This window comes from Stenotrophomonas sp. STEN054, from assembly GCF_056854535.1.
In genome coordinates, this window is sequence record NZ_JBXFWG010000012.1 from 38,801 (window position 1) to 59,029 (window position 20,229).

The 20,229-nt window shown below is 67.8% G+C and carries 23 protein-coding genes; all 23 read left to right on the forward strand.

The window, feature by feature from the left end:
- Window position 1: 1 nt before the first annotated feature.
- Window positions 2–307, forward strand: coding sequence for a flagellar protein FliT (gene fliT / locus AC1VXD_RS06790; RefSeq protein WP_482991427.1), 306 nt, complete (start codon window positions 2–4; stop codon window positions 305–307).
- Window positions 304–882: a PilZ domain-containing protein gene (locus AC1VXD_RS06795; RefSeq protein WP_482991428.1), complete on the forward strand. Its 579-nt coding sequence runs from the start codon at window positions 304–306 to the stop codon at window positions 880–882. The genes fliT and AC1VXD_RS06795 overlap by 4 nt, the downstream gene beginning before the upstream one ends.
- Window positions 883–973: 91 nt before the next feature.
- Window positions 974–1,606: a response regulator gene (locus AC1VXD_RS06800; protein WP_482991457.1), complete on the forward strand. Its 633-nt coding sequence runs from the start codon at window positions 974–976 to the stop codon at window positions 1,604–1,606.
- A 294-nt stretch (window positions 1,607–1,900) separates the two neighbouring features.
- Window positions 1,901–3,310: an RNA polymerase factor sigma-54 gene (gene rpoN, locus AC1VXD_RS06805; protein ID WP_482991429.1), complete on the forward strand. Its 1,410-nt coding sequence runs from the start codon at window positions 1,901–1,903 to the stop codon at window positions 3,308–3,310.
- Window positions 3,311–3,324: 14 nt separating this feature from the next.
- Complete coding sequence (locus tag AC1VXD_RS06810) at window positions 3,325–3,702, forward strand: response regulator (protein ID WP_049460600.1); 378 nt, start codon at window positions 3,325–3,327, stop codon at window positions 3,700–3,702.
- Window positions 3,699–5,186 carry a sigma-54 dependent transcriptional regulator gene (locus AC1VXD_RS06815; RefSeq protein WP_482991430.1) on the forward strand — a complete coding sequence of 496 codons (1,488 nt, stop codon included), beginning with the start codon at window positions 3,699–3,701 and terminating at the stop codon, window positions 5,184–5,186. Before AC1VXD_RS06810 ends, AC1VXD_RS06815 begins: the two co-directional genes overlap by 4 nt.
- Window positions 5,187–5,347: 161 nt before the next feature.
- Complete coding sequence (locus AC1VXD_RS06820; protein ID WP_482991431.1) at window positions 5,348–5,896, forward strand: SUKH-4 family immunity protein; 549 nt, start codon at window positions 5,348–5,350, stop codon at window positions 5,894–5,896.
- A gap of 450 nt (window positions 5,897–6,346) precedes the next feature.
- On the forward strand, window positions 6,347–6,715 hold the full coding sequence (fliE, locus tag AC1VXD_RS06825) for a flagellar hook-basal body complex protein FliE (RefSeq protein WP_482991432.1): 369 nt from the start codon (window positions 6,347–6,349) through the stop codon (window positions 6,713–6,715).
- Between the two features lie 13 nt (window positions 6,716–6,728).
- Entirely contained in the window at window positions 6,729–8,375 is a 1,647-nt protein-coding gene (gene fliF / locus AC1VXD_RS06830; RefSeq protein ID WP_482991433.1) for a flagellar basal-body MS-ring/collar protein FliF, read from the forward strand.
- A gap of 7 nt (window positions 8,376–8,382) precedes the next feature.
- Window positions 8,383–9,369 (forward strand): flagellar motor switch protein FliG, encoded by a 987-nt coding sequence (fliG, locus tag AC1VXD_RS06835; protein ID WP_164075426.1) that lies wholly within the window; start codon window positions 8,383–8,385, stop codon window positions 9,367–9,369.
- Window positions 9,366–10,007, forward strand: a complete 642-nt coding sequence (locus tag AC1VXD_RS06840) for a FliH/SctL family protein (protein ID WP_482991434.1) — start codon at window positions 9,366–9,368, stop codon at window positions 10,005–10,007. The genes fliG and AC1VXD_RS06840 overlap by 4 nt, the downstream gene beginning before the upstream one ends.
- On the forward strand, window positions 10,004–11,380 hold the full coding sequence (locus tag AC1VXD_RS06845; protein ID WP_200751856.1) for a FliI/YscN family ATPase: 1,377 nt from the start codon (window positions 10,004–10,006) through the stop codon (window positions 11,378–11,380). Before AC1VXD_RS06840 ends, AC1VXD_RS06845 begins: the two co-directional genes overlap by 4 nt.
- 12 nt (window positions 11,381–11,392) lie before the next feature.
- Window positions 11,393–11,860, forward strand: coding sequence for a flagellar export protein FliJ (gene fliJ, locus AC1VXD_RS06850; protein WP_108768798.1), 468 nt, complete (start codon window positions 11,393–11,395; stop codon window positions 11,858–11,860).
- Window positions 11,860–13,014, forward strand: a complete 1,155-nt coding sequence (locus AC1VXD_RS06855; protein ID WP_482991458.1) for a flagellar hook-length control protein FliK — start codon at window positions 11,860–11,862, stop codon at window positions 13,012–13,014. Before fliJ ends, AC1VXD_RS06855 begins: the two co-directional genes overlap by 1 nt.
- A 114-nt stretch (window positions 13,015–13,128) precedes the next feature.
- The gene (locus tag AC1VXD_RS06860) at window positions 13,129–13,644 is read left to right on the forward strand and encodes a flagellar basal body-associated FliL family protein (protein ID WP_482991435.1); all 516 of its coding nucleotides are present in this window, start codon (window positions 13,129–13,131) and stop codon (window positions 13,642–13,644) included.
- Window positions 13,645–13,656: 12 nt separating this feature from the next.
- Window positions 13,657–14,661: a flagellar motor switch protein FliM gene (fliM, locus tag AC1VXD_RS06865; RefSeq protein WP_108759997.1), complete on the forward strand. Its 1,005-nt coding sequence runs from the start codon at window positions 13,657–13,659 to the stop codon at window positions 14,659–14,661.
- Window positions 14,658–14,993, forward strand: coding sequence for a flagellar motor switch protein FliN (fliN, locus tag AC1VXD_RS06870; RefSeq protein ID WP_108768795.1), 336 nt, complete (start codon window positions 14,658–14,660; stop codon window positions 14,991–14,993). The genes fliM and fliN overlap by 4 nt, the downstream gene beginning before the upstream one ends.
- Window positions 14,990–15,397 (forward strand): flagellar biosynthetic protein FliO, encoded by a 408-nt coding sequence (fliO, locus tag AC1VXD_RS06875; protein ID WP_150456146.1) that lies wholly within the window; start codon window positions 14,990–14,992, stop codon window positions 15,395–15,397. Before fliN ends, fliO begins: the two co-directional genes overlap by 4 nt.
- A 1-nt stretch (window position 15,398) precedes the next feature.
- Complete coding sequence (gene fliP, locus AC1VXD_RS06880; protein WP_482991436.1) at window positions 15,399–16,175, forward strand: flagellar type III secretion system pore protein FliP; 777 nt, start codon at window positions 15,399–15,401, stop codon at window positions 16,173–16,175.
- 49 nt (window positions 16,176–16,224) lie between these two features.
- On the forward strand, window positions 16,225–16,494 hold the full coding sequence (locus AC1VXD_RS06885) for a flagellar biosynthetic protein FliQ (protein ID WP_005413254.1): 270 nt from the start codon (window positions 16,225–16,227) through the stop codon (window positions 16,492–16,494).
- A 13-nt stretch (window positions 16,495–16,507) separates the two neighbouring features.
- Window positions 16,508–17,299, forward strand: a complete 792-nt coding sequence (gene fliR, locus AC1VXD_RS06890; protein WP_482991437.1) for a flagellar biosynthetic protein FliR — start codon at window positions 16,508–16,510, stop codon at window positions 17,297–17,299.
- Between the two features lie 217 nt (window positions 17,300–17,516).
- The gene (locus tag AC1VXD_RS06895) at window positions 17,517–19,646 is read left to right on the forward strand and encodes a putative bifunctional diguanylate cyclase/phosphodiesterase (RefSeq protein ID WP_482991438.1); all 2,130 of its coding nucleotides are present in this window, start codon (window positions 17,517–17,519) and stop codon (window positions 19,644–19,646) included.
- Window positions 19,647–19,724: 78 nt separating this feature from the next.
- The gene (locus AC1VXD_RS06900; RefSeq protein ID WP_482991439.1) at window positions 19,725–20,204 is read left to right on the forward strand and encodes a hypothetical protein; all 480 of its coding nucleotides are present in this window, start codon (window positions 19,725–19,727) and stop codon (window positions 20,202–20,204) included.
- The last annotated feature ends 25 nt before the right edge of the window (window positions 20,205–20,229 follow it).

Sequence of the window (20,229 nt, forward strand, 5' to 3'; positions counted from 1 at the left end):
CATGAACGCAGCCCAGACCGTCGAGAACCTTCGCGCATCGCTTGAAGAACTTCGCGATGCTGCTCGCAGCAATGCCTATGAGAAGGCGGAGACCCTGGTCACTTCCTACGACCAAGGTGTGCGCCAGCTCTTCGAGCCGCCGGTGGGCACCCTGTCGCGCCTGGAGCTGGAGCGCCTGCTGGCCTTGCAGCACGCGGTCATGGATGAGATCACCCAGTTGCGTGACAACGCCGCACAGCACCTGCGCGCCGGCCGCACCTCCCTTCGCGCCGCCCATGCGTACCTGAAGGCAGAATCGCTGGCATGAGCCTGCTGCCGATCACGTCGCTGCACCACCCTGCCGAGAGCGAGCTGTTCGATGAAACGCTCAGCTGCGAGCTGGCCCTGCCGGCCGAGTTCCAGGCGGGCAGCGCGGCCGGTCGCACCAGCAGTGCCGAAGGCCTGCTGCGCAGCCTGGCGCTGGTCGAAGACAGCCGCGGGGACGAGCACGACGAACGCAGCGAATCCAGCCTGCAGATCCAGCGCCTGGAAGCCAAGCTGGACCTGACCATGTTGCTGCTGGGCAGACTGGTGCGCCAGCAGGGCCAGGACCTGCCCCTGCGCCCGGTACGCTGGTCCCGCCGCGGCATCCGCCTGCAGCTGGGGCCGCGCAGTGGCGCCCTGCCCGGCCAGTCCGGCGTGGTGCGCCTGCAGCCCAGCGACTGGCTGCCCGACAACATCGACCTGCCGGTGGACGTCATCGCCGAAGCGGCCGATGGCAGCGGCGGCCACTTCCTGTGGCTGCGCTTCAACCGCCTCGGCGATGGCCTGGAGATGGCCATGGAACGGCATTTGTTCCGTCTGCATCGGCGTCAGGTTGCCGAAGCGCGGCGAGCGCGCTGAAACCTGCCACCCGGAAGCGGGACGGAGTGCTCTTGGCGTGCCCGTTCAGCTAAGTTAAGGTGGTCTCCCCTCACGGACCTGCAACGTGCCTGTGCGAGTTCTCATCGTCGACGATCACACCCTGGTTCGCGCCGGCCTGGCGCGACTGCTGCAGGGGTTTGCCGACGTGCAACTGGTCGCCGAGGCAAGCAACGCCGAGCAGGCCCTGCAGATGGCGCTGCTGCATGCCCCGGACGTGATCCTGATGGACCTGTCGCTACCCGGCCGGACCGGCCTGGAAGCCCTCAGCGACATCCGCCTGCGCTCGCCGGGCACCCGCATCGTGATGATGACCATGCACGACGACGCCGCCCATGTGCGTGATGCACTCGACCGGGGCGCCGTCGGTTTCGTGGTGAAGGATGCCGCCCCGCAGGAGCTGGAACTGGCACTGCGCGCCGCGCACGCCGGCCAGGTGTTCCTCAGCCCGCAGATCTCGGCCAAGATGCTGGCGCCGATGCTGGGCCGAGAGAAGCCCACCGGCATCGCCGCACTGTCGCCCCGCCAGCGCGAGATCCTGCGGCGTATCGGCAAGGGCGAGAGCAACAAGGAGATCGCCGCCGATCTCGGCATCAGCGTGAAGACGGTAGAGACCCACCGCGCCCGCATGATGGAATCGCTGGGCTGCCGCCGCGCCAATGATCTGCTGCTGCTGGCGGCCCGCCACCAGCACGAGCTGGAATGACCGGATCTGGTCGGACGGCACACATCCGCGCCCGAACTGACGACGACTTTCCGTCATCCTGACACGAACTGTCGGGTTTCCGTTCACCGGCACCCCGAACGATCGTCTTGCACCCACGCAAAATCAACGACTTGCCACAGGGCATCGTCAACTTCCCGCGCCAGCGTAGGGAAAATCCCTACATCCTGTCGGGAAGATCACCAGTGCACTCAGGAACCCCCCGATTCCCCCTGCCTGGGATCAAAAGCAAGATGTGTTCCACAAGGCGTCGGGGAGCGGCGCCGGGGAACTGAAATGAAGGCTGCACTTTCGACCCAGCTGGGCCAGACGCTTCACCTCACGCCGCAGCTGTTGCAGTCCATCCGACTGCTGCAGCTGGACGGGCTGCACCTGGAACAGGAGATCCAGCGCCTGTTGGACTCCAACCCGCTGCTGGAAATCGAGGACGCCGAGGCACCGGCGGCCGACGCCACCGACGCCAGCGCCACGACCCTGGAAACGGCCGCCTTCGATGAGCTGCCCGAGTCCTCGATGTGGGACGTGGCCGGCAGCAGCTGGCAGGACGGCGACGACGATCGCATGGCGCGCATCGCTGCAGGCGAATCCACCGACCCGCAGCTGCGCGTGCTGCAGCGCCTGGCGCTGGATCTGGACGAGCGCGAACTGGCCGTGGCGGCCTTCTGGCTGGAGCATTGCGACGAGGCAGGCTACCTGCAGGCCCCGCTGGAGCAGCTGCAGCTGCTGGCCAGTGCGCAGTTCGATATCGATAGCGCCGGCGTGGAGGCCGTCCGCCAGCAGCTGCTGCACGGCGAACCCGCCGGCATGGCCGCGCAGGACCTGCGCGAAGGCCTGTTGGCCCAGCTCTACAGCCTGCACGGCGTGGTGCCGGCCCGGCACCTGGCCGCACGCATTCTGGAAGGCGCGCTGGAGGCCCTGGCCGCACATGACTATTCCGCGCTGGCCCGCCAGCACGACGCCGAAGTGGATGACGTGCGCGAGGCCGTGCGCCTGATCCTGTCACTGCAGCCGCGCCCGGGCGACAGCGTGCTGCCCGAGCGCAATGCGGTGGTGGTGCCCGACGTGGTCGCCTGGCACGCCGACGGGCAGTGGAAGGTGGCCCTGAACCCGGCCACCAGCCGCCGCGTCTCGATCAACAGCCAGTACGAACAGGCCCTGGCCGAAACCGGCGACGCCGCCCCGGCCCTGCGCGAGATGCTGCAGGAAGCGCGCTGGTTCAGCCGCGGCCTGTCGATGCGCTATGACACCCTGCTGCGCACCGCGCGGGTAATCGTCGAGCGCCAGGCCGCGTTCCTGGTGCGTGGCGAGGAAGCCATGGCCCCACTGACCCTGAAGGAAGTGGCCGAAGAGATCGGCATGCACGAATCCACGGTGTCGCGCATCACCACCGGCAAGTTCCTGCAGACCCCGCGCGGCACCTTCGAACTGAAGCATTTCTTCGCGGTGCGCCTGGAAGGTGCCAGCGTGTCCGGGCAGGCCGTCAAGGCCATGGTCCGCCGCCTGATCGACGCCGAACCGGCCGGTCGCCCGCTGGCCGACGAGGCCATTGCGGGACTGCTGTCACGCCAAGGGGTGAACATTGCCCGCCGAACCGTCGCAAAATACCGCGAACAACTGGATATCGCCCCGGCCCGTGAACGGCGCCGGCTCAGCGCCAGGCAACCACAGCTGGCCCGAGTGGGCTGAAAAGGATGTTGGACATGAACAAGCTCACAGTGCTGCTGGTCGACGACCATGAGGGTTTCATCAACGCGGCGATGCGCCACTTCCGCAAGATCGACTGGCTGCAGATTGTCGGCAGCGCCGGCAACGGCCTGGAAGCCATCGAGCGTTCCGAGTCGCTGCGCCCGCAGGTAGTGCTGATGGACCTGGCGATGCCGGAGATGGGCGGCCTGCAGGCCACCCGCCTGATCAAGTCGCAGGATGATGCCCCGTACATCGTGATCGCCAGCCACTTCGACGACGTCGAGCACCGCGAGCATGCGCTGCGCGCCGGCGCCGACAATTTCGTCAGCAAGTTGTCGTACATCCAGGAAGTCATGCCGATCCTGGAAGGCCTCAGGGAGGATCGATCGTGAGTGAATCGCGCATCCTTGTACTGGACAACGACGCCGTGCGTGCCGAGCGCACCGTTGCCCTGCTGGAATTCATGGACTTCAACCCGCGCTGGGTGTCCGACGCGGCCGACTTCGACCTGGGCCGCCAGCGCCAGAACGACTGGATGGCGGTGATCGTCGGCAGCCTGGACGACAGCGCCGCCAGCACCGCGCTGTACGCCTGGCTGGGCGGCAGCAGCCTGCCACCGCCGGTGCTGCTGGCCGATGGTGAAGCTGCAGCGTTTGCCCACCAGCACGGCCTGCACGAAGCCAACATCTGGCCGCTGGAAGCGCCGCTGCGCCACACCCAGATGGAAGCGCTGCTGCGCCGCGCCAGCCTCAAGCGGCTGGATGCCGAGCACCAGGCCGGCGCCGCACAGGACCACGGCCCGACCGGCAACGGCCCGGCCGTGACCGGGCTGCGCACGATGATCGAGCAGGTCGCCGCCTTCGACACCACCGTACTGGTGCTGGGCGAATCGGGCACCGGCAAGGAAGTGGTCTCGCGTTCGATCCACCAGCGTTCGCCGCGCCGTGATGGCCCGTTCGTTGCGATCAACTGCGGCGCCATCCCGGCCGACCTGCTGGAAAGCGAGCTGTTCGGCCACGAAAAGGGCGCGTTCACCGGTGCGCTGACTGCGCGCAAGGGCCGCTTTGAGATGGCCGAGGGCGGCACCCTGCTGCTCGATGAAATCGGCGACATGAGCCTGCCGATGCAGGTGAAGCTGCTGCGCGTGCTGCAGGAGCGCAGCTTCGAGCGCGTCGGCGGCAACCAGACCATCCGCTGCAACGTGCGCGTGATCGCTGCGACCCACCGCGACCTGGAGACCCGCATCGCCGAAGGCAAGTTCCGCGAGGATCTGTTCTACCGCCTCAACGTCTTCCCGATTGAAGTGCCGGCCCTGCGCGAACGTCGCGAGGACCTGCCGGCCCTGGCGGAAACCATCGCCATGCAGCTCGGCCGCACTGGCCGTGGCGAAGTGCGCTTCACCCCGGAAGCCCTGCAGGCCCTGGCCAGCTACGAGTGGCCTGGCAACGTACGCGAGCTGACCAACCTGGTCGAGCGCCTGGCCGTGCTGCACCCGGGTGGTTCGGTGCGCGTGCAGGACCTGCCGGCCCGCTACCGTGGCGACGCCGCACTGGCCGTGGTGGCGGCGCCCGCCCCGGCACCGGTGGCCGCCAGCGAGGAACGTCTGGACCTGCGCAGCTTCTCCTTCCACACCCCGGGCAGTGGCGGCCAGGCCGCCCCGGAGAGCGCTGGCGCCCAGGCGGCCCTGCCCAGTGATGGTCTGGACCTGCGCAACCACATGGCCACGATCGAACTGGGCCTGATCAACGAAGCACTGGAACGCACCCAGGGCGTGGTCGCCCATGCCGCCCAACTGCTCGGCCTGCGCCGCACCACCCTGGTGGAAAAGCTGCGCAAGTACGGCATCGAACGCGACCAGGCCGAGCTGGCCAGCTGAGCCGATGACGCCGGGGTCAGGCCCTCCCGCAGAGAGGGCGCTGACCCCACGCGATCCCAATCAGTAGATCCACGCCATGCGTGGATAGGGACCCAGTTGCCTAGCTGCGTTTGCAACTTCTCCTAAAGGCACCGTCGAAACGTGGCGGTAGCCTTCCCCAGATGGAGAACTCAACCCGTCCGCCAACACTGGACTTCGTGCCGATCAGCCAGGATGAGATCGATCAATCTTCCCTGATGCTCGAAATGCAACGGCTGTCTGATCGCCTTGAGCCGTATGCCTACAACAACACGAAGTTCCACTCTCGCCTGCAGCGACACGAGAATGACGATCGCACCCTGGCGATTTTCGGACGCGTGTTGGGCGGACTGTTCTTCGTGGACCTGAAAGATGGTTCAGTAGGACTGCTTCCAATCAGCTGCGAAGCAGTGCCCCAATACTGCAATTCAGATCTGCGGAGTTTCGCAGCCTTCCATCAGGCGTTCATGGCAGCAATCCGGCCTATGCTGAACTCCAGCGGTGACCTGGCGGAGTCCACCCTCATGCAACCCGAGACCGCATTCCGCACCAGGGATCCGGCCTCAATGGCCGACAAGGGTAGCTTCTGGCCCACATGCCTTTACGAGCTATCAGAGGGCTTCTTTCCTCTTTCCTCCGAGAGGGTGGAACTACACCGCTCACTCGGGATCGATCTCGACCATCCCTGGTAGCCATCGGCTCAAACACGCTGCGCGGGCCCGACCCCTCTGCGTTTCCAGCGCCAGAATTCCGGCCACGAAGCCCCACAGCGTCAGGCCAGAAAACCGACGCCGGTTAAATGGCGCCTCCAGCGGGGTCAGAGCCCGTGCGCCCCGGCAACCGCATCCACGCATGGCGTGGATCTACCTGGCGGGGTGTGTCCGATTGAGGGGGCGTGAGCCGCATGGATGCGGTGACCGAGCTTACAGGGACGTACTTGCAGCGTCCCCCTCAACCGGGCCCACCCCGCCAACCCAGGCAATGCCCGCCTTTGACGTTGAAGTTGACGTTGAGCAGGTGCAGGGCCCAGCCCTGCCAGCACACCCACAATCCTCACGACACTGAATCGAAACCCGGTTTCGGCACGCCACTTGCAACTGTTCCAGCGAACACCCCCATCCCTGTTTCTGGAACCGTTGCAGATGTCCCACTCCGTCACTTCGATTCTTTCCCAGATCCGCTCCTATCAGACCCAGATGGGACAGCCGGCGGCGCTCAACCCGCTGGCCGAAGCGCCGCGCAGCAATGCCCTGCCCGGTGCGGTCCTGGAGGCATCGCAGGTCCAGCCCGCCAGCTTCACCGAAACCCTGCGCGGCGCCATCGCCGGCGTCAACGACGCCCAGCAGAAGTCCGGCGCCCTGGCCAAGGCTTTCGAACTGGGCGAACCCGGCGCCGACCTGGCCAAGGTGATGGTCGCCTCGCAGCAGTCCCAGATCGCCTTCCGCGCCACCGTGGAAGTCCGCAACCGTCTCGTCCAGGCTTACCAGGACGTGATGAACATGCCGCTGTAAGGAACATTGACGCATGGCACTGACGCTCTCCAAGGAAACCCTGAACGCCGAAAAGGCCGGGCAGTGGTTCGACCGCCTGCAGAGTCTGCAGATCACCCGCCGCCTCGGCCTGATGGCGATGATCTCGGTGGCGGTGGCGGCAGGCCTGTTCGTGTTCTTCTGGTCGCAGAAGCCCGGCATGGTCCCGCTGTACACCGGCCTGGACCAGAAGGCGACCGCCGAAGCCACCGACCTGCTGCGCGCGGCACAGATTCCGTTCGAGCTGGACCCGGCCACCGGTGGCATCACCGTGCCGGAGAAGAACCTGCACGATGCGCGCCTGAAGCTGGCCGGTTCCGGCCTGACCGACAGCGGCAAGCTCGGCTTCGAGCTGATGGAACGTGACCCCGGCTTCGGCGTCAGCCAGTTCGTCGAAAGCGCGCGCTACCAGCACGCATTGGAAACCGAACTGTCGCGCACCATCAACACCCTGCGCCCGGTGCGCGATTCGCGCGTGCACCTGGCCATTCCCAAGCCCAGCGCCTTCACCCGCCAGCGTGACGTGGCCAGCGCCTCGGTCACCCTGGAACTGCGTGGCGGCCAGCAGCTGGAACGCAGCCAGGTCGATGCCATCGTGCACATGGTGGCCGCCGCCATTCCTGATCTTGCGCCGGAACGGGTGACCATCGTCGACCAGAGCGGCCGCATGCTAAGCGTCAGCGATCCGAACAGCGAAGCGGCGGTCAACGCCGCCCAGTTCGAGCAGGTGCGCCGCCAGGAAACCTCGTTCAACCAGCGCATCCGCGAGCTGCTGGAGCCGATGACCGGCCCCGGCCGCGTCAACCCGGAAGTGAGCGTGGACATGGACTTCTCGGTGACCGAGGAAGCCCGCGAACTCTACAACGGTGAACCGCAGAAGCTCCGCAGCGAGCAGATGAGCGAGAACACCAGCAGCACCCCGGGTCCGCAGGGCGTGCCGGGCGCGACCAGCAACAGCCCGCCGGCCCAGCAGGCGGCACCGCCGACCGCGCAGACCCCGACCGAAAGCAGCAAGAACGCGACCCGCAACTACGAGCTGGACCGCACCCTGCAGCACACACGCCAGCCGGCCGGCCGCATCAAGCGCGTCTCGGTGGCGGTGCTGGTGGACAACGTGCCGCGCGCCGGTGCCAACGGCAAGGTCACCCCGCAGCCGCTGGCGGCCGCTGAACTGACCCGCGTCGAGGCGCTGGTGAAGCAGGCGGTGGGCTTCAACGCCGAGCGTGGCGACACCGTGTCGGTGATGAACGCGCCGTTCGTGCGCGATACCACCCCGGTGGAAGGCCCGGCCTGGTGGGAGCTGCCGTGGGTGTTCGACGCCGGCCGCATGGTGCTGGGCGCGGTCGTGGTGCTGGCGCTGCTGTTCGGCGTGCTGCGCCCTGCCCTGCGCGGCATCACCGGGCAGAACAGGAAAGACGAGAACACCGCGCTGGAACCGCACACCGCGGACGTCCAGCTGGTGGATGACGATGGCACGCCGCTGCCGGCGCTGGGCGCTGACCGCCTCAGCCTGGCCGGTGCGGATCCCCTGGCCCTGCCGGTGGATTCCTATGAGGAACGACTGCGGATGGCGCGTGAAGCCGTGAAGACCGATTCCAAGCGCGTGGCCCAGGTGGTCAAGGGCTGGGTGGCCAATGACTGACGTGCAACTGACCGGCGTGCAGCGCGCTGCCGTGCTGCTGCTGTCGCTGGGTGAACTGGACGCGGCCGAAGTGCTGCGCCACATGGAACCCAAGGAAGTGCAGAAGATCGGCATCGCCATGGCGACCATGACCGACATCACCCGTGACCAGGTGGGCCGGGTCATGGACCAGTTCAACCAGGAACTGGGCTCGAAAACCTCGCTGGGCGTGGGCTCGGACGACTACATCCGCAACATGCTGATCCAGGCGCTGGGCACCGAGAAGGCCAGCGGCCTGATCGACCGCATCCTGCTGGGCCGAAACACCACCGGCCTGGACGCGCTGAAGTGGATGGACCCGCGCGCGGTGGCCGACCTGGTGCGCAACGAGCACCCGCAGATCATCGCCATCGTGATGGCCCACCTGGAGACCGACCAGGCCGCCGACGCGCTGAAGCTGCTGCCTGACCGCACCCGCGTCGACGTGCTGCTGCGCATCGCCACCCTCGACGGCATTCCGCCTAACGCGCTGAACGAACTGAACGAGATCATGGAGCGCCAGTTCGCCGGCAACCAGAACCTGAAGTCGTCCAACATCGGCGGCGTGCAGTGTGCGGCCAACATCCTCAACTTCATGGAAAGCGGCCAGGACCAGGCGATCCTGGGCGAGATCGCGCGCATCGATGCGCCGCTCAGTGGCCGCATCCAGGACCTGATGTTCGTGTTCGACGATCTGGTGGACCTGGACGACCGCGAAATGCAGCTGGTGCTGCGCGAGGTCAGCGGCGAGCGCCTGGGCCTGGCCCTGCGCGGCGCCGACATCAAGGTGCGCGACAAGATCACCCGCAACATGTCCCAGCGTGCGGCCGAGATCCTGCTGGAAGACATGGAAGCCCGTGGCCCGGTGCGCCTGTCCGATGTGGAAGGCGCACAGCGCGAGATCCTGGCCATCGTCAAGCGCATGGCCGATGAGGGCACCGTCACCATCGGTGGCAGCGCGGAGGCGATGCTGTGAGCAACGTCGTGCGCTGGCTTGCCCCCGACCTGCTGGCCCAGCCGCAACGGCAGCTGGAGCAGGAGGACATCTTCGAGCTCACCGAGCCGGACCCCGAGCACGAGCCGGAACCGGTGCTGCAGCTGCCGACCCTGGAGGAGATCCAGGCGATCCAGGACAGCGCCGAAAAGGAAGGCTTCCAGCACGGCCACGCCGAGGGCTACGGCCAGGGCCAGGCCGAGGTACGCCGCCTGGTCGCGCAGATGGAAGGCATCCTCGACAACTTCAGCCGGCCGCTGGCACGGCTGGAGAACGAGGTGGTCGGCGCGCTGGGCGAACTGGCGGTGCGCATCGCCGGCGCCCTGGTCGGTCGCGCCTACGAGGCCGATCCGGCCCTGCTGGTGCAGCTGGTGGGTGAAGCGGTGGATGCAGTGGGCGGCAGCACGCGCGAAGTGGAAGTGCGCCTGCACCCGGACGACATCGCCGCGCTCGCACCGCTGATGACCCTCACCCCGACCCAGCGCCTGGTGCCCGATACCAGCCTGAGCCGCGGCGACCTGCGCGTGCACGCCGAAGCGGTGCGCATCGATGGCACCTTGGAAGCGCGCCTGCGTGGCGCACTCGATGCGGTGATCCGCCAGACCGGAGCCACGCCATGACCCCCGAACCGAACCTGCCCCCGCCGTCGACCGACTGGGCCGTGGCCCGCAACCTGCGCCTGGCCCGCCGCCTGGATGGCCTGCGCGTGGATACCGCGCATGGCCGCGGGCTGATCCGTGAGGGCGTGCTGCGTCGCGCGGTCGGCTTGACCCTGGAAGCCGTGGGCTGCGAGGCGCCGCTCGGTGCCAGCTGCAAGGTGGAAGTGGTCGACGGTGGCTGGGTCGACGCCGAAGTGGTCGGCTTTGCCGGCGAGCGTACCTACCTGATGCCCAGCGCCGAACTGCATGGCCTGCTGCCCAACGCTCGCGTGGTTCCCTCTGCGCGCCGTGGCGGCGTGGAAGTGGGCGAAGGCCTGCTCGGCCGCGTGATCGACAGCGATGGCGTGCCGCTGGATGGCAAGGGCCCGATCCGTGCGGAAGGCCACGTCGGCATGGCCGGCGTCTCGATCAATCCGCTCGCGCGCGAGCCGATCACCCAGCCGCTGGACGTCGGCGTGCGCGCCATCAACGCCCTGCTCCCGATCGGCCGCGGGCAGCGCGTGGGCCTGTTCGCAGGTTCCGGTGTCGGCAAGTCGACACTGCTGGGCATGATGACCCGCTACACCGCCGCCGACGTGATCGTCGTCGGCCTGATCGGTGAACGCGGCCGCGAAGTCCGAGATTTCGTCGAGACCACGCTGGGCGAGGAAGGCCTGCGCCGCGCCGTGGTGGTAGCCAGCCCGGCCGACCGGCCGCCGCTGGCACGCCTGCACGGTGCCTACCGCGCCACGGCCATCGCCGAGTGGTTCCGCGACCAGGGTCTGAACGTGCTGCTGCTGATGGATTCGCTGACCCGTTTCGCCCAGGCGCAGCGCGAAATCGGCCTGTCGGTGGGTGAACCGCCGACTACCCGCGGCTACCCGCCGTCGGTGTTTGCCAAGCTGCCGGCGCTGGTCGAACGTGCCGGCAACGGCGCCAAGGGCCGTGGCTCGATCACCGCCTTCTACACCGTCCTGACCGAGGGTGATGACCCGCAGGATCCGATCGCCGATGCGGCGCGCGCCATCCTCGACGGGCACATCCTGCTCTCGCGCCGGGTGGCCGACAGCGGCCTGTACCCGGCCATCGACGTTGAATCGTCGGTCAGCCGCGTGGTCACGGAAATCGCCGACGAGCCGTGGCGCCTGCGCATCCGCAAGCTCAAGCGCCTGGTCTCGGCCTATTCCTCCAACCGCGACCTCATCGCGATCGGTGCGTACCAGCGCGGCAACGATGCCGCTACCGACGAAGCCCTGGAACGCTGGCCGGAAATCATGGAGTTTCTCGGCCAGGACGTGGCCAAGGCCGCTGATCTTCCGCACAGCCAGGCGGCGCTGCAGCGCCTGGTGGATTAAGAGAGCTGAACCATGACACAGTCCAAGCGCATCGATCCCCTGCTGAAGCGCGCCCAGGAACACGAAGACGCCGTGGCCCGCGACCTGGCCGAGCGCCAGCGCGTGCTCGACACCCACCTGTCGCGCCTGGACGAGCTCCGCCGCTACGCCGAGGAGTACGCAAACGCGCAGATGGCCGCCACCAGCCCGGCGCAGCTGCTGAACCGCCGCGCCTTCCTCGACCGCCTCGACAGCGCGGTGGAACAGCAGCAGGCCACGGTGAACGGCAACCGCGAAAAGGTGGAAGCCGAACGCGCGCGCCTGATCCTGGCCAGCCGTGACAAGGCCGTGCTGGAACAGCTGGCCGCCAGCTATCGCGCGCAGGAAAAGGTGGTGACCGACCGCCGCGACCAGCGCGAGATGGATGACATCGGCGCCCGCCGTGCACGCCTGGCGCAGACGGCAGAACCGGACGGCGGCGAGCAGGGAGGCCGCACGTGATGCCCTCCGCACTGTCCAGCAGTATCGGCACCGGCAGCACCGCCAGCAGCACCGCCAGCCCGACGCGCAGCACCGGCCGCGGCAACGACTTCGGGCAGATGCTGCAGGGCTCGCCCGCGGCCGACACCCGGGCGAAGCCTGCCAGCAACGCGACCCCGGCCAAGCCGGGCGCCTCGACCGGCAGTGCAGCACCCAACCCGGACGACAGCGCGGACAAGGCCTGGACCAGCGGCAGAGACAGCGAGGCCAGCACGACCGAGGCCACCGCGTCGAACGCGCCCTCCTCCACTGCCGCGCAGGACAAGGACGCGGACACGGACAACAGCGCCGACGGCGACGATGCGCCGTGGCCGCCGCTCGGTCTGGCCGGGCTGGTGCTGGCCACGCCCGTGCCGGCCGAAGCCGCCGCGCCGGTGGTGAACACCGATGGCGCCGACGCGGCACTGCCGGCCGCTGCTCCGGCGCTGCCCACCGCACCGCCGCTGGCCGCCGGCGCAGCCGTGACCACCGCAGCGACTGCCACTGCAACGGACAGCGATGGCGACGTCGTCACCCAGCCGCTGCCGGACATGATCCTCGGCCAGCAGGCGCTGGATGGCGCCGACGACAGCGACGGCCTGCTGATCGGCGATCGCACCCCGACAGTCCCGTTGCAGGGCGCATTGCCCGCCGCGCTGCAGGACCTGAAGGCCGCGCTGGCCAGCACGCCGGTCTTCGATGGCGAACCGACGCCCACCCCGACCCTGGGTGACGACGGCTTCGACCAGGCGGTCGGCGCGCGCCTCAGCTGGCTGGCCGACCAGAAGATCGGCCACGCCCATATCCGCCTGAACCCGGAAGACCTGGGTCCGGTGGACGTGCGCCTGCAGATGAATGGCGACAAGGTCCACGCCAGCTTCAACAGCCCGCACGTGGATGTGCGCCATGCGCTGGAAAGCAGCCTGCCGCGCCTGCGTGAACTACTGGGCGAACAGGGCTTCCAGCTCGCCCACGCCGATGTCGGCCACCAGAACAGCGGCGACGGCAGTCCGTCGGCGCAGCCCGGCGGCACGGGCGACCTGGTCGGCGGCGACGGAGAACCGTCGCGGGGCGACACCACGGTGTCAGCCGCACAGCTGATGCGCCAGCGCGGGCTGCTGGACGCCTATGCGTAACGATTCGCCGGGCATGGCCCGGCGCTACCGACAGTTTTCCGTCGCACCCCTCTCCTTGCGCTGCGGCACGCCCCTTGCATATCCCGGTGAAGCAACCCTCAGGAGCTTCACCTCGTGGCCGCAGCCGCTGACAAAACCAAGAAGACCGCCGACAAGGACAAGGCCGCCAAGCCGCGCAGTCCGCTGTTGATCACCGCCCTGGTGGCCGTGCTGGCCGCAGGTGCCGCCGGTGGCGGCGTCTGGTTCTTCAACCAGTCCAAGCACGAAGACAAGACCGCCGAGGCCCCGAAGAAGAGTGCCGTGCCGGCCCCGGCACAGTACTTCGCGCTGGATCCGGCCTTCGTGGTCAATCTCAACGGCTCGGTGGACGGTCCGCGCTACCTGCAGGTGGAAGTGCAGCTGATGACCCGCGATCCGGCCGCGCTGGAAGCGATCAAGACCCACGCCCCGGCCATCCGCGCACGCCTGCTGATGCTGTTCTCGCAGGTGACCTCCGACCAGATCGCCGACATCGCCGGCAAGCAGAAGCTGCAGGCCAATGCGCTGGCCGAAGTGCAGAAGGTGCTCAAGGCCGAGACCGGCAGCAACGGTGCCGACGATCTGCTGTTCACCAGCTTCGTGACCCAGTAAGGGCTGCCCCCGATGAATGACCTGCTGTCCCAGGATGAGATCGATGCCCTGCTCCATGGCGTGGACAGTGGCGCGGTCGAAACCGAACCGGAGGCGCCCAGTGGCGAGGCCCGTTCGTACGATTTCGCCAGCCAGGACCGGATCATCCGCGGTCGCATGCCGACCCTGGAAATGGTCCACGAGCGTTTCGCGCGCCTGTGGCGGATCGGCCTGTTCAACCTGATCCGGCGCTCGGCCGAACTCTCGGTACGCGGCATCGAGCTGATCAAGTTCAACGATTACATGCATTCGCTGTATGTGCCGACCAACCTGAACCTGATCCGCTTCAAGCCGCTGCGAGGCACCGGCCTGATCGTGTTCGAGCCGACCCTGGTGTTCGCCATCGTCGACAACTTCTTCGGCGGTGACGGCCGCTACCCGACCCGCATCGAAGGCCGCGAGTTCACTGCCACCGAAATGCGGGTGATCCAGCTGCTGCTGAAGCAGACCTTCGCCGACCTGCGCGAGGCGTGGGCGCCGGTGATGGAAGTGGATTTCGAATACATCAACTCGGAAATCAACCCGCACTTCGCCAACATCGTGACGCCGCGCGAATACGTGGTCGTGTGCCGCCTGCACGTCGAACTCGACGGCGGTGGCGGCGACATCCACGTCACCCTGCCGTACTCGATGCTGGAGCCGATCCGCGAACTGCTCGACGCCGGCATCCAGAGCGACCGCAATGATCGCGATGCCAGCTGGGGCGTGATGCTGCGCGAGCAGCTCAACATCGCCGAAGTGACCCTGTCCAGCGTGCTGGCCAGCAAGCGCATGACCCTGCGTGACCTGACCCGGCTGAAAGTCGGCGACATCCTGCCGATCGAGCTGAACCCGCAGGTACCGCTGTGCGTGGAGAACATCCCGGTATTCACCGGCGAGTTCGGCGTCGCCAACGGCATGAACGCCGTGAAGATCACCGCTACCCATCCGCCGGGCACCCGCCCGCGCGTACCCGTCATCCAGGAAGACCCGCAATGAACGATATCGACGCCCTCGAACCGACCCCGGCCCAGTTCGGCAACCTGCAGGCCGACGAGTCGATCGGCCCGGACCTGAACCTGGACGTGATCCTCGACGTGCCGGTGACCCTGTCGCTGGAAGTCGGCCGTGCCCGCCTGCCGATCCGCAACCTGCTGCAGCTCAACCAGGGCTCGGTGGTGGAACTGGAACGCGGCGCCGGCGAATCGCTGGATGTGTTCGTCAACGGCACCCTGATCGCCCATGGCGAAGTGGTGGTCATCAACGATCGCTTCGGCGTGCGCCTGACCGACGTGGTCAGCCCGAGCGAGCGGATCCGGAGACTGCGTTGAGCCTGCTGCTCGCCACCGCCCAGGCGGCTGCGAAGACCACCCCGCAGATCGGCCAGCATGCGGCCAGTGCACCGAGCCTCTTCGGCGCGGTGCTGGCGCTGCTTGCGGTGCTGGCGCTGGTGGTCGGCCTCGGCTGGCTGCTCAAGCGCATGCCGGGCAGTGGCTTCCGCCCCCCGGAGGGCATGAAGCTGGTGGCCAGCCTGAATGTCGGCGCCAAGGAACGCGTGGTGGTGGTCGAGGTCAATGGCCAGCAGCTGCTGCTGGGCGTGACCGCCGGCAGCATCAACACGCTGCACACCCTTTCCGAACCGCTGCCGCCGCCCGCGCCCGCGCGCGTGCCGGACTTCAAGAACCTGCCGAATTTCGCCCAGCTGCTGCAACAGCGGCTGCGCAAGGACCCCTGACATGCGTGTCGCCCGTACCCGCCCCGCCACCGTTCTGTCGTGGCTGCTGTTGATCGCTCTGTGCCTGCTGCCCGTGCTGGCATTTGCCGCGCCCGGTGCGCCGGCCGCGCTGCCGGACGTCAACGTCGGCAAGATCGGCGGCCAGCCGGTCAGCCTGCCGTTGCAGACCCTGCTGCTGATGACGGCGATCACCCTGATCCCGTCGATGCTGCTGGTGCTGACCTCGTTCACCCGCATCATCATCGTGCTGGGCCTGCTGCGGCAGGCGCTGGGCACCGGGCAGACGCCGTCCAACCAGGTGCTGCTGGGCCTGGCCCTGTTCCTGACCGCGATGATCATGATGCCGACCTGGGACAAGGCGTGGAGCACGGGCATGGCGCCCTACCTCAACGGCGAGATCGACTTCCAGACCGCCTGGACGATGACCACCACGCCCCTGCGCGCTTTCATGCTGGCGCAGATCCGCGAGACCGACCTGATGACCTTCGCCGGCATCGCCGGGCACGGCACTTACGCCAGCCCCGACGCGATCCCGTTCCCGGTGCTGGTGGCCTCGTTCGTCACCAGCGAACTGAAGACCGCCTTCGAGATCGGCTTCCTGATCTTCATCCCGTTCGTGATCATCGATCTGGTGGTGGCCAGCGTGTTGATGTCGATGGGCATGATGATGCTGTCGCCGATGCTGGTGTCGGCGCCGTTCAAGATCCTGCTGTTCGTGCTGGTCGATGGCTGGGTGCTGACGGTCGGTACGTTGGCGGCCAGCTTCAACCCGTCGTGAATCGAGCATACCCCGCCGGGCATGGCCCGGCGCTACCGATGGAACAATGATGTCTCCCGAACTTGCCTTGACCGAACTGCGTGGCGGCCTGATCACCGTGCTGTGGGTGGCCGGCCCGCTGCTGCTCACCGTGCTGGTGGTGGGCGTGGTGGTGGGCGTGGTGCAGGCCGCGACCCAGCTCAACGAGCCGACCATCGCCTTCGTCGCCAAAGCCGCCGCGTTGACGGCCGTGCTGTTTGCGCTGGGCAGCCTGCTGATCGGCCACCTGGTCGAATTCACCACGCTGCTGTTCCAGCGCATTCCACACCTGATCGGCTAGGAACTACGCGCTGATGGATGCCGCCACCCAGATGGCTGCCGACGGCCTGCAGGCCTTCAGCATGATCGCCACGGTGCTGTGGACGATGCTGCGCATCGGCGCGGTGGCGATGGCCATGCCCATGATCGGTACCCGCGCGGTGCCACAGCGGATCCGCGTGATCCTGGCCGGCACCCTGTCCATCGCCCTGGCCCCCCTGCTGCCGCCGGTACCGGAATGGACCGGCTTCGACGCCGCCACCGTGTTGACCATCGCCCGTGAAATCGCCATCGGCGTGTCCATCGGCTTCATGCTGCGGCTGATCTTCGAGGCCGGCGCCATGGCCGGCGAACTGGTCGCGCAGGGCACCGGCCTGGCCTTCGCGCAGATGAGCGATCCGCTGCGCGGCGGCACCTCCGGCGTCATCGGCCAGTGGTTCTACCTGCTGTTCGGCCTGCTGTTCTTCACCGCCAACGGCCATCTGGCGTTGATCTCGCTGGTGGTGGACAGCTACCGCGCGCTGCCGATCGGTGCGCCCCTGCCCGACCCGACCGCTTTCTTCAGCATCGCCCCGACCCTGCTGCTGACCGCCCTGCGCGGCGCCCTCACCCTGGCCATCCCGCTGACGGTGGCGATGCTGGCGGTGAACCTCGCCTTCGGGGTGCTGGCCCGTGCCGCGCCCGCAATGAACCCGATCCAGCTGGGCCTGCCGGTCTCGCTGCTGCTGGGCCTGTTCCTGCTGGCCCTGCTGATGGGCGAAATGGGCCCGCCGGTGCAGCGCCTGTTCGACGCGGCCTTCGAAGCGGCGGGTGCCGTCACCCGGTGACGCGTATCTGTAGAGCCGAGCGCATGCTCGGCTGCTCCTGGCCGAAGGAGGAAGCCGAGCATAGGCTCGGCTCTACCCCTCCCCCACCAGTTCGCGCTAGAGTGAATGGGCGGGACCCAGGGGGACACCGCACGTGGCAGCCGCCGTGCGGGCTGCCTGCCTCATCCATGCCCCAACGTAGTTTTTCCGTCGACAGGATGGTCCGGGAGAAAGACGAATGCTGGTAGGCACGTACAACCCGTGGCTGATAGCCGTTTCGCTGCTGGTCGCCGTAATGGCGTCGTACACCGCGCTGGCCATGGCCGGCCGCACGGTCACCGCGCCCGGCAAAGGCGCTACCTGGTGGTGGCGGCTGGGCGGCGGTTTTGCCATGGGCCTGGGCATCTGGTCCATGCACTTCATCGGCATGCTCGCCTTCAACCTGCCCATTCCGCTGGGCTACGACCTGCCGATCACCCTGCTCTCGCTCGGCATGGCCATCGCCGCCTCGGTGTTCGCGCTGTGGCTGGTTTCGCTGCGCACCCTGCCGCACCCGCGCCTGGCCGGTGGCGCGGTGCTGATGGGCACGGGCATCGCCGGCATGCACTACGTCGGCATGGCCGCGATGCGCATGAACCCGGGCATCGATTACGACCCGGTCTGGCTGGCGCTGTCGCTGCTGGTCGCCGTGGCCGCTTCATGGGTGGCGCTGTACGTCGCCTTCCGGCTGCGCGCGCAGCACACCCGCAGCGTTGATCGACTGGCCGCTGCCGGCCTGCTCGGCCTGGCCATCGTCGGCATGCACTACACCGGCATGGCCGCCGCGCGTTTCCCGGAAGGCAGCGTCTGCGGTGCGGCGGTGGGCAATGGCCTGCAGAGCACCTGGCTGGCGATGCTGGTGGTGGTGCTCACCGTGGCGATCCTGGCGGTGGTGCTGGTGGTGTCCTGGATGGACCAGCGGGTGGAAGCGCAGCTGTTGCGGCTGCGCAACTCGATGCTGAGCACATCGCTGACCGATGCCCAGCAGGAACTCACCCAGGCGGCGCTGCACGATCCGCTCACCCGCCTGCCGAACCGGTTGCTGTTGCAGCGGGGCATCGTGCAGGCACTGGCCGAGGCCGAACAGGGCGGCAGCCGCTTCGCGGTGATGTTCATGGACCTGGATGGCTTCAAGCAGGTCAATGATGCCTATGGCCATCAGGCCGGTGATGCATTGCTGGTGGCGGTGGCCGAACGCACCCGCCAGCTGCTGCGGCCCAACGACCTGCTGGCCCGGCTGGGCGGCGATGAGTTCGTGCTGGTGGTGCGCATCGAGCACGACGAGGATCTGCCGACCCTGGCCCGGCGCATCCTGCAGGCGGTGGGCAGCGCCCCGCTGCTGCCCGACAGCGAACTGCAGGTGACCGCCAGCATCGGCGTGGCGATCTGCCCGGACCATGCTGCCAGCGAACGGCAGCTGATGGCCTTTGCCGATGCGGCGATGTACCAGGCCAAGGAATCCGGCCGCAATGCCTTCGTGATGTTCGCCGACTGGATGAACGACAGCGCCGAGCAGCAGTTCCGACTGCTGGCCGACCTGCGCAAAGCGATCAGCAGCGACCAGCTGTTCCTGCACTTCCAGCCGAAGATCCAGGTGGCCACGCAGAAGGTGGCCGGGGCCGAGGCGCTGATCCGCTGGCGTCATCCCGAGCAAGGCCTGATCCCGCCGGATCGCTTCATCCGCCTGGCCGAGCGCAGTGGCGCCATCAACGAGATCGGTCGCTGGGCGCTGGACCAGGCCTGCGCGCAGCTGCGCCGCTGGCACGACGCCGGCCACGAGGGCTGGTCCATGGCGGTCAACCTGTCGCCGGTGCAGTTCGGCTCGCCGCACCTGCTGCAGGATGTGACCGAGGTGATCGAGCGCCATCGCATCAGCCCGCGCCAGCTGGTGCTGGAGATCACCGAAAGCACGGTGATGCGCGATACCGACACCAGCCTGCGCCTGCTGCAGGCGCTGTCGGCGCTGGGCGTGGGTATTTCCATCGATGATTTCGGCACCGGCTATTCAAGCCTGCTGTACCTGAAGCGTCTGCCGGCCACCGAGATCAAGATCGACCATGCCTTCGTGCGCGACCTGGAACACAGTGCCGAGGACGTGGTGATCGTCTCGGCCATCGTGGCGCTCGGCCACGCGCTGGACATGGACATCGTGGCCGAGGGCGTGGAGACCGCTGCCCAGCGGGCATACCTGGAACGCCTGGGCTGTGACTACCTGCAGGGCTTCCTGCTCGGCCGGCCGGTGGATGCCGCCCGCTTCATGCAGCTGCACGACCTGCCGCGGCCACGGGTGGAACTGGCGCAAAGCCCGCCGCCACCGGACTCGACCTGACGCCGGGGCCAGCCCGGCGCTACGGCCCATCACTTGTCCGTATGATGGGCCGCGCGCCCGTCACCCAAGGAAGAGTCCGTGGCCCGACGCATCTCCCTCGCCGGCCTGCTGCTGGCGCTGGTCTGGTGTACCCACGCCGGCGCCAACGAGCTTCGGTGGACCCTGCAGGTAGACGCGCCCCAGGGACAGGTTGACGCCGCACTGCAGCGGCTGGGCAGCGAACTTCTGCAATCTTCCACGCTGACCGATGCACAGCGCAGCCACGCGCTGCTGGCCAGTGGCCGCTTTGCCAAGGCGCAGGCATCCATCCAGCAGGTGCGCGCAGGGCTGATCACTGCTGGCGACCCCGCGGCGGCGCAGCGCTGGACCTCGATGCTACTGATGGCCACGGCCGCGGGTACCGACGACCCGGCTTACGCGGGCGCGTTCCATGCACTGTTCAGCGGACTGGATGATGCTGAAGATGCTGCTTGCCGCCGCCCATGGCTACGCTGGGATCAGCGTGGACGCACGCGGCAAGGGCTAGGGCACCGGCACCATCGCTCCCTACGAACATGACGGTGAGGACGCCAACGCCGCCATC

Bases quoted from the DNA above. Each gene is read 5' to 3' on its own strand.
- fliT (WP_482991427.1), top strand. From the start codon at position 2: ATGAACGCAGCCCAGACCGTCGAGAACCTTCGCGCATCGCTTGAAGAA.
- AC1VXD_RS06795 (WP_482991428.1), top strand. From the start codon at position 304: ATGAGCCTGCTGCCGATCACGTCGCTGCACCACCCTGCCGAGAGCGAG.
- rpoN (WP_482991429.1), top strand. From the start codon at position 1,901: ATGAAGGCTGCACTTTCGACCCAGCTGGGCCAGACGCTTCACCTCACG.
- AC1VXD_RS06810 (WP_049460600.1), top strand. From the start codon at position 3,325: ATGAACAAGCTCACAGTGCTGCTGGTCGACGACCATGAGGGTTTCATC.
- AC1VXD_RS06820 (WP_482991431.1), top strand. From the start codon at position 5,348: ATGGAGAACTCAACCCGTCCGCCAACACTGGACTTCGTGCCGATCAGC.
- fliE (WP_482991432.1), top strand. From the start codon at position 6,347: ATGTCCCACTCCGTCACTTCGATTCTTTCCCAGATCCGCTCCTATCAG.
- fliF (WP_482991433.1), top strand. From the start codon at position 6,729: ATGGCACTGACGCTCTCCAAGGAAACCCTGAACGCCGAAAAGGCCGGG.
- AC1VXD_RS06845 (WP_200751856.1), top strand. From the start codon at position 10,004: ATGACCCCCGAACCGAACCTGCCCCCGCCGTCGACCGACTGGGCCGTG.
- fliJ (WP_108768798.1), top strand. From the start codon at position 11,393: ATGACACAGTCCAAGCGCATCGATCCCCTGCTGAAGCGCGCCCAGGAA.
- AC1VXD_RS06855 (WP_482991458.1), top strand. From the start codon at position 11,860: ATGCCCTCCGCACTGTCCAGCAGTATCGGCACCGGCAGCACCGCCAGC.
- fliM (WP_108759997.1), top strand. From the start codon at position 13,657: ATGAATGACCTGCTGTCCCAGGATGAGATCGATGCCCTGCTCCATGGC.
- fliN (WP_108768795.1), top strand. From the start codon at position 14,658: ATGAACGATATCGACGCCCTCGAACCGACCCCGGCCCAGTTCGGCAAC.
- fliP (WP_482991436.1), top strand. From the start codon at position 15,399: ATGCGTGTCGCCCGTACCCGCCCCGCCACCGTTCTGTCGTGGCTGCTG.
- AC1VXD_RS06885 (WP_005413254.1), top strand. From the start codon at position 16,225: ATGTCTCCCGAACTTGCCTTGACCGAACTGCGTGGCGGCCTGATCACC.
- fliR (WP_482991437.1), top strand. From the start codon at position 16,508: ATGGATGCCGCCACCCAGATGGCTGCCGACGGCCTGCAGGCCTTCAGC.
- AC1VXD_RS06895 (WP_482991438.1), top strand. From the start codon at position 17,517: ATGCTGGTAGGCACGTACAACCCGTGGCTGATAGCCGTTTCGCTGCTG.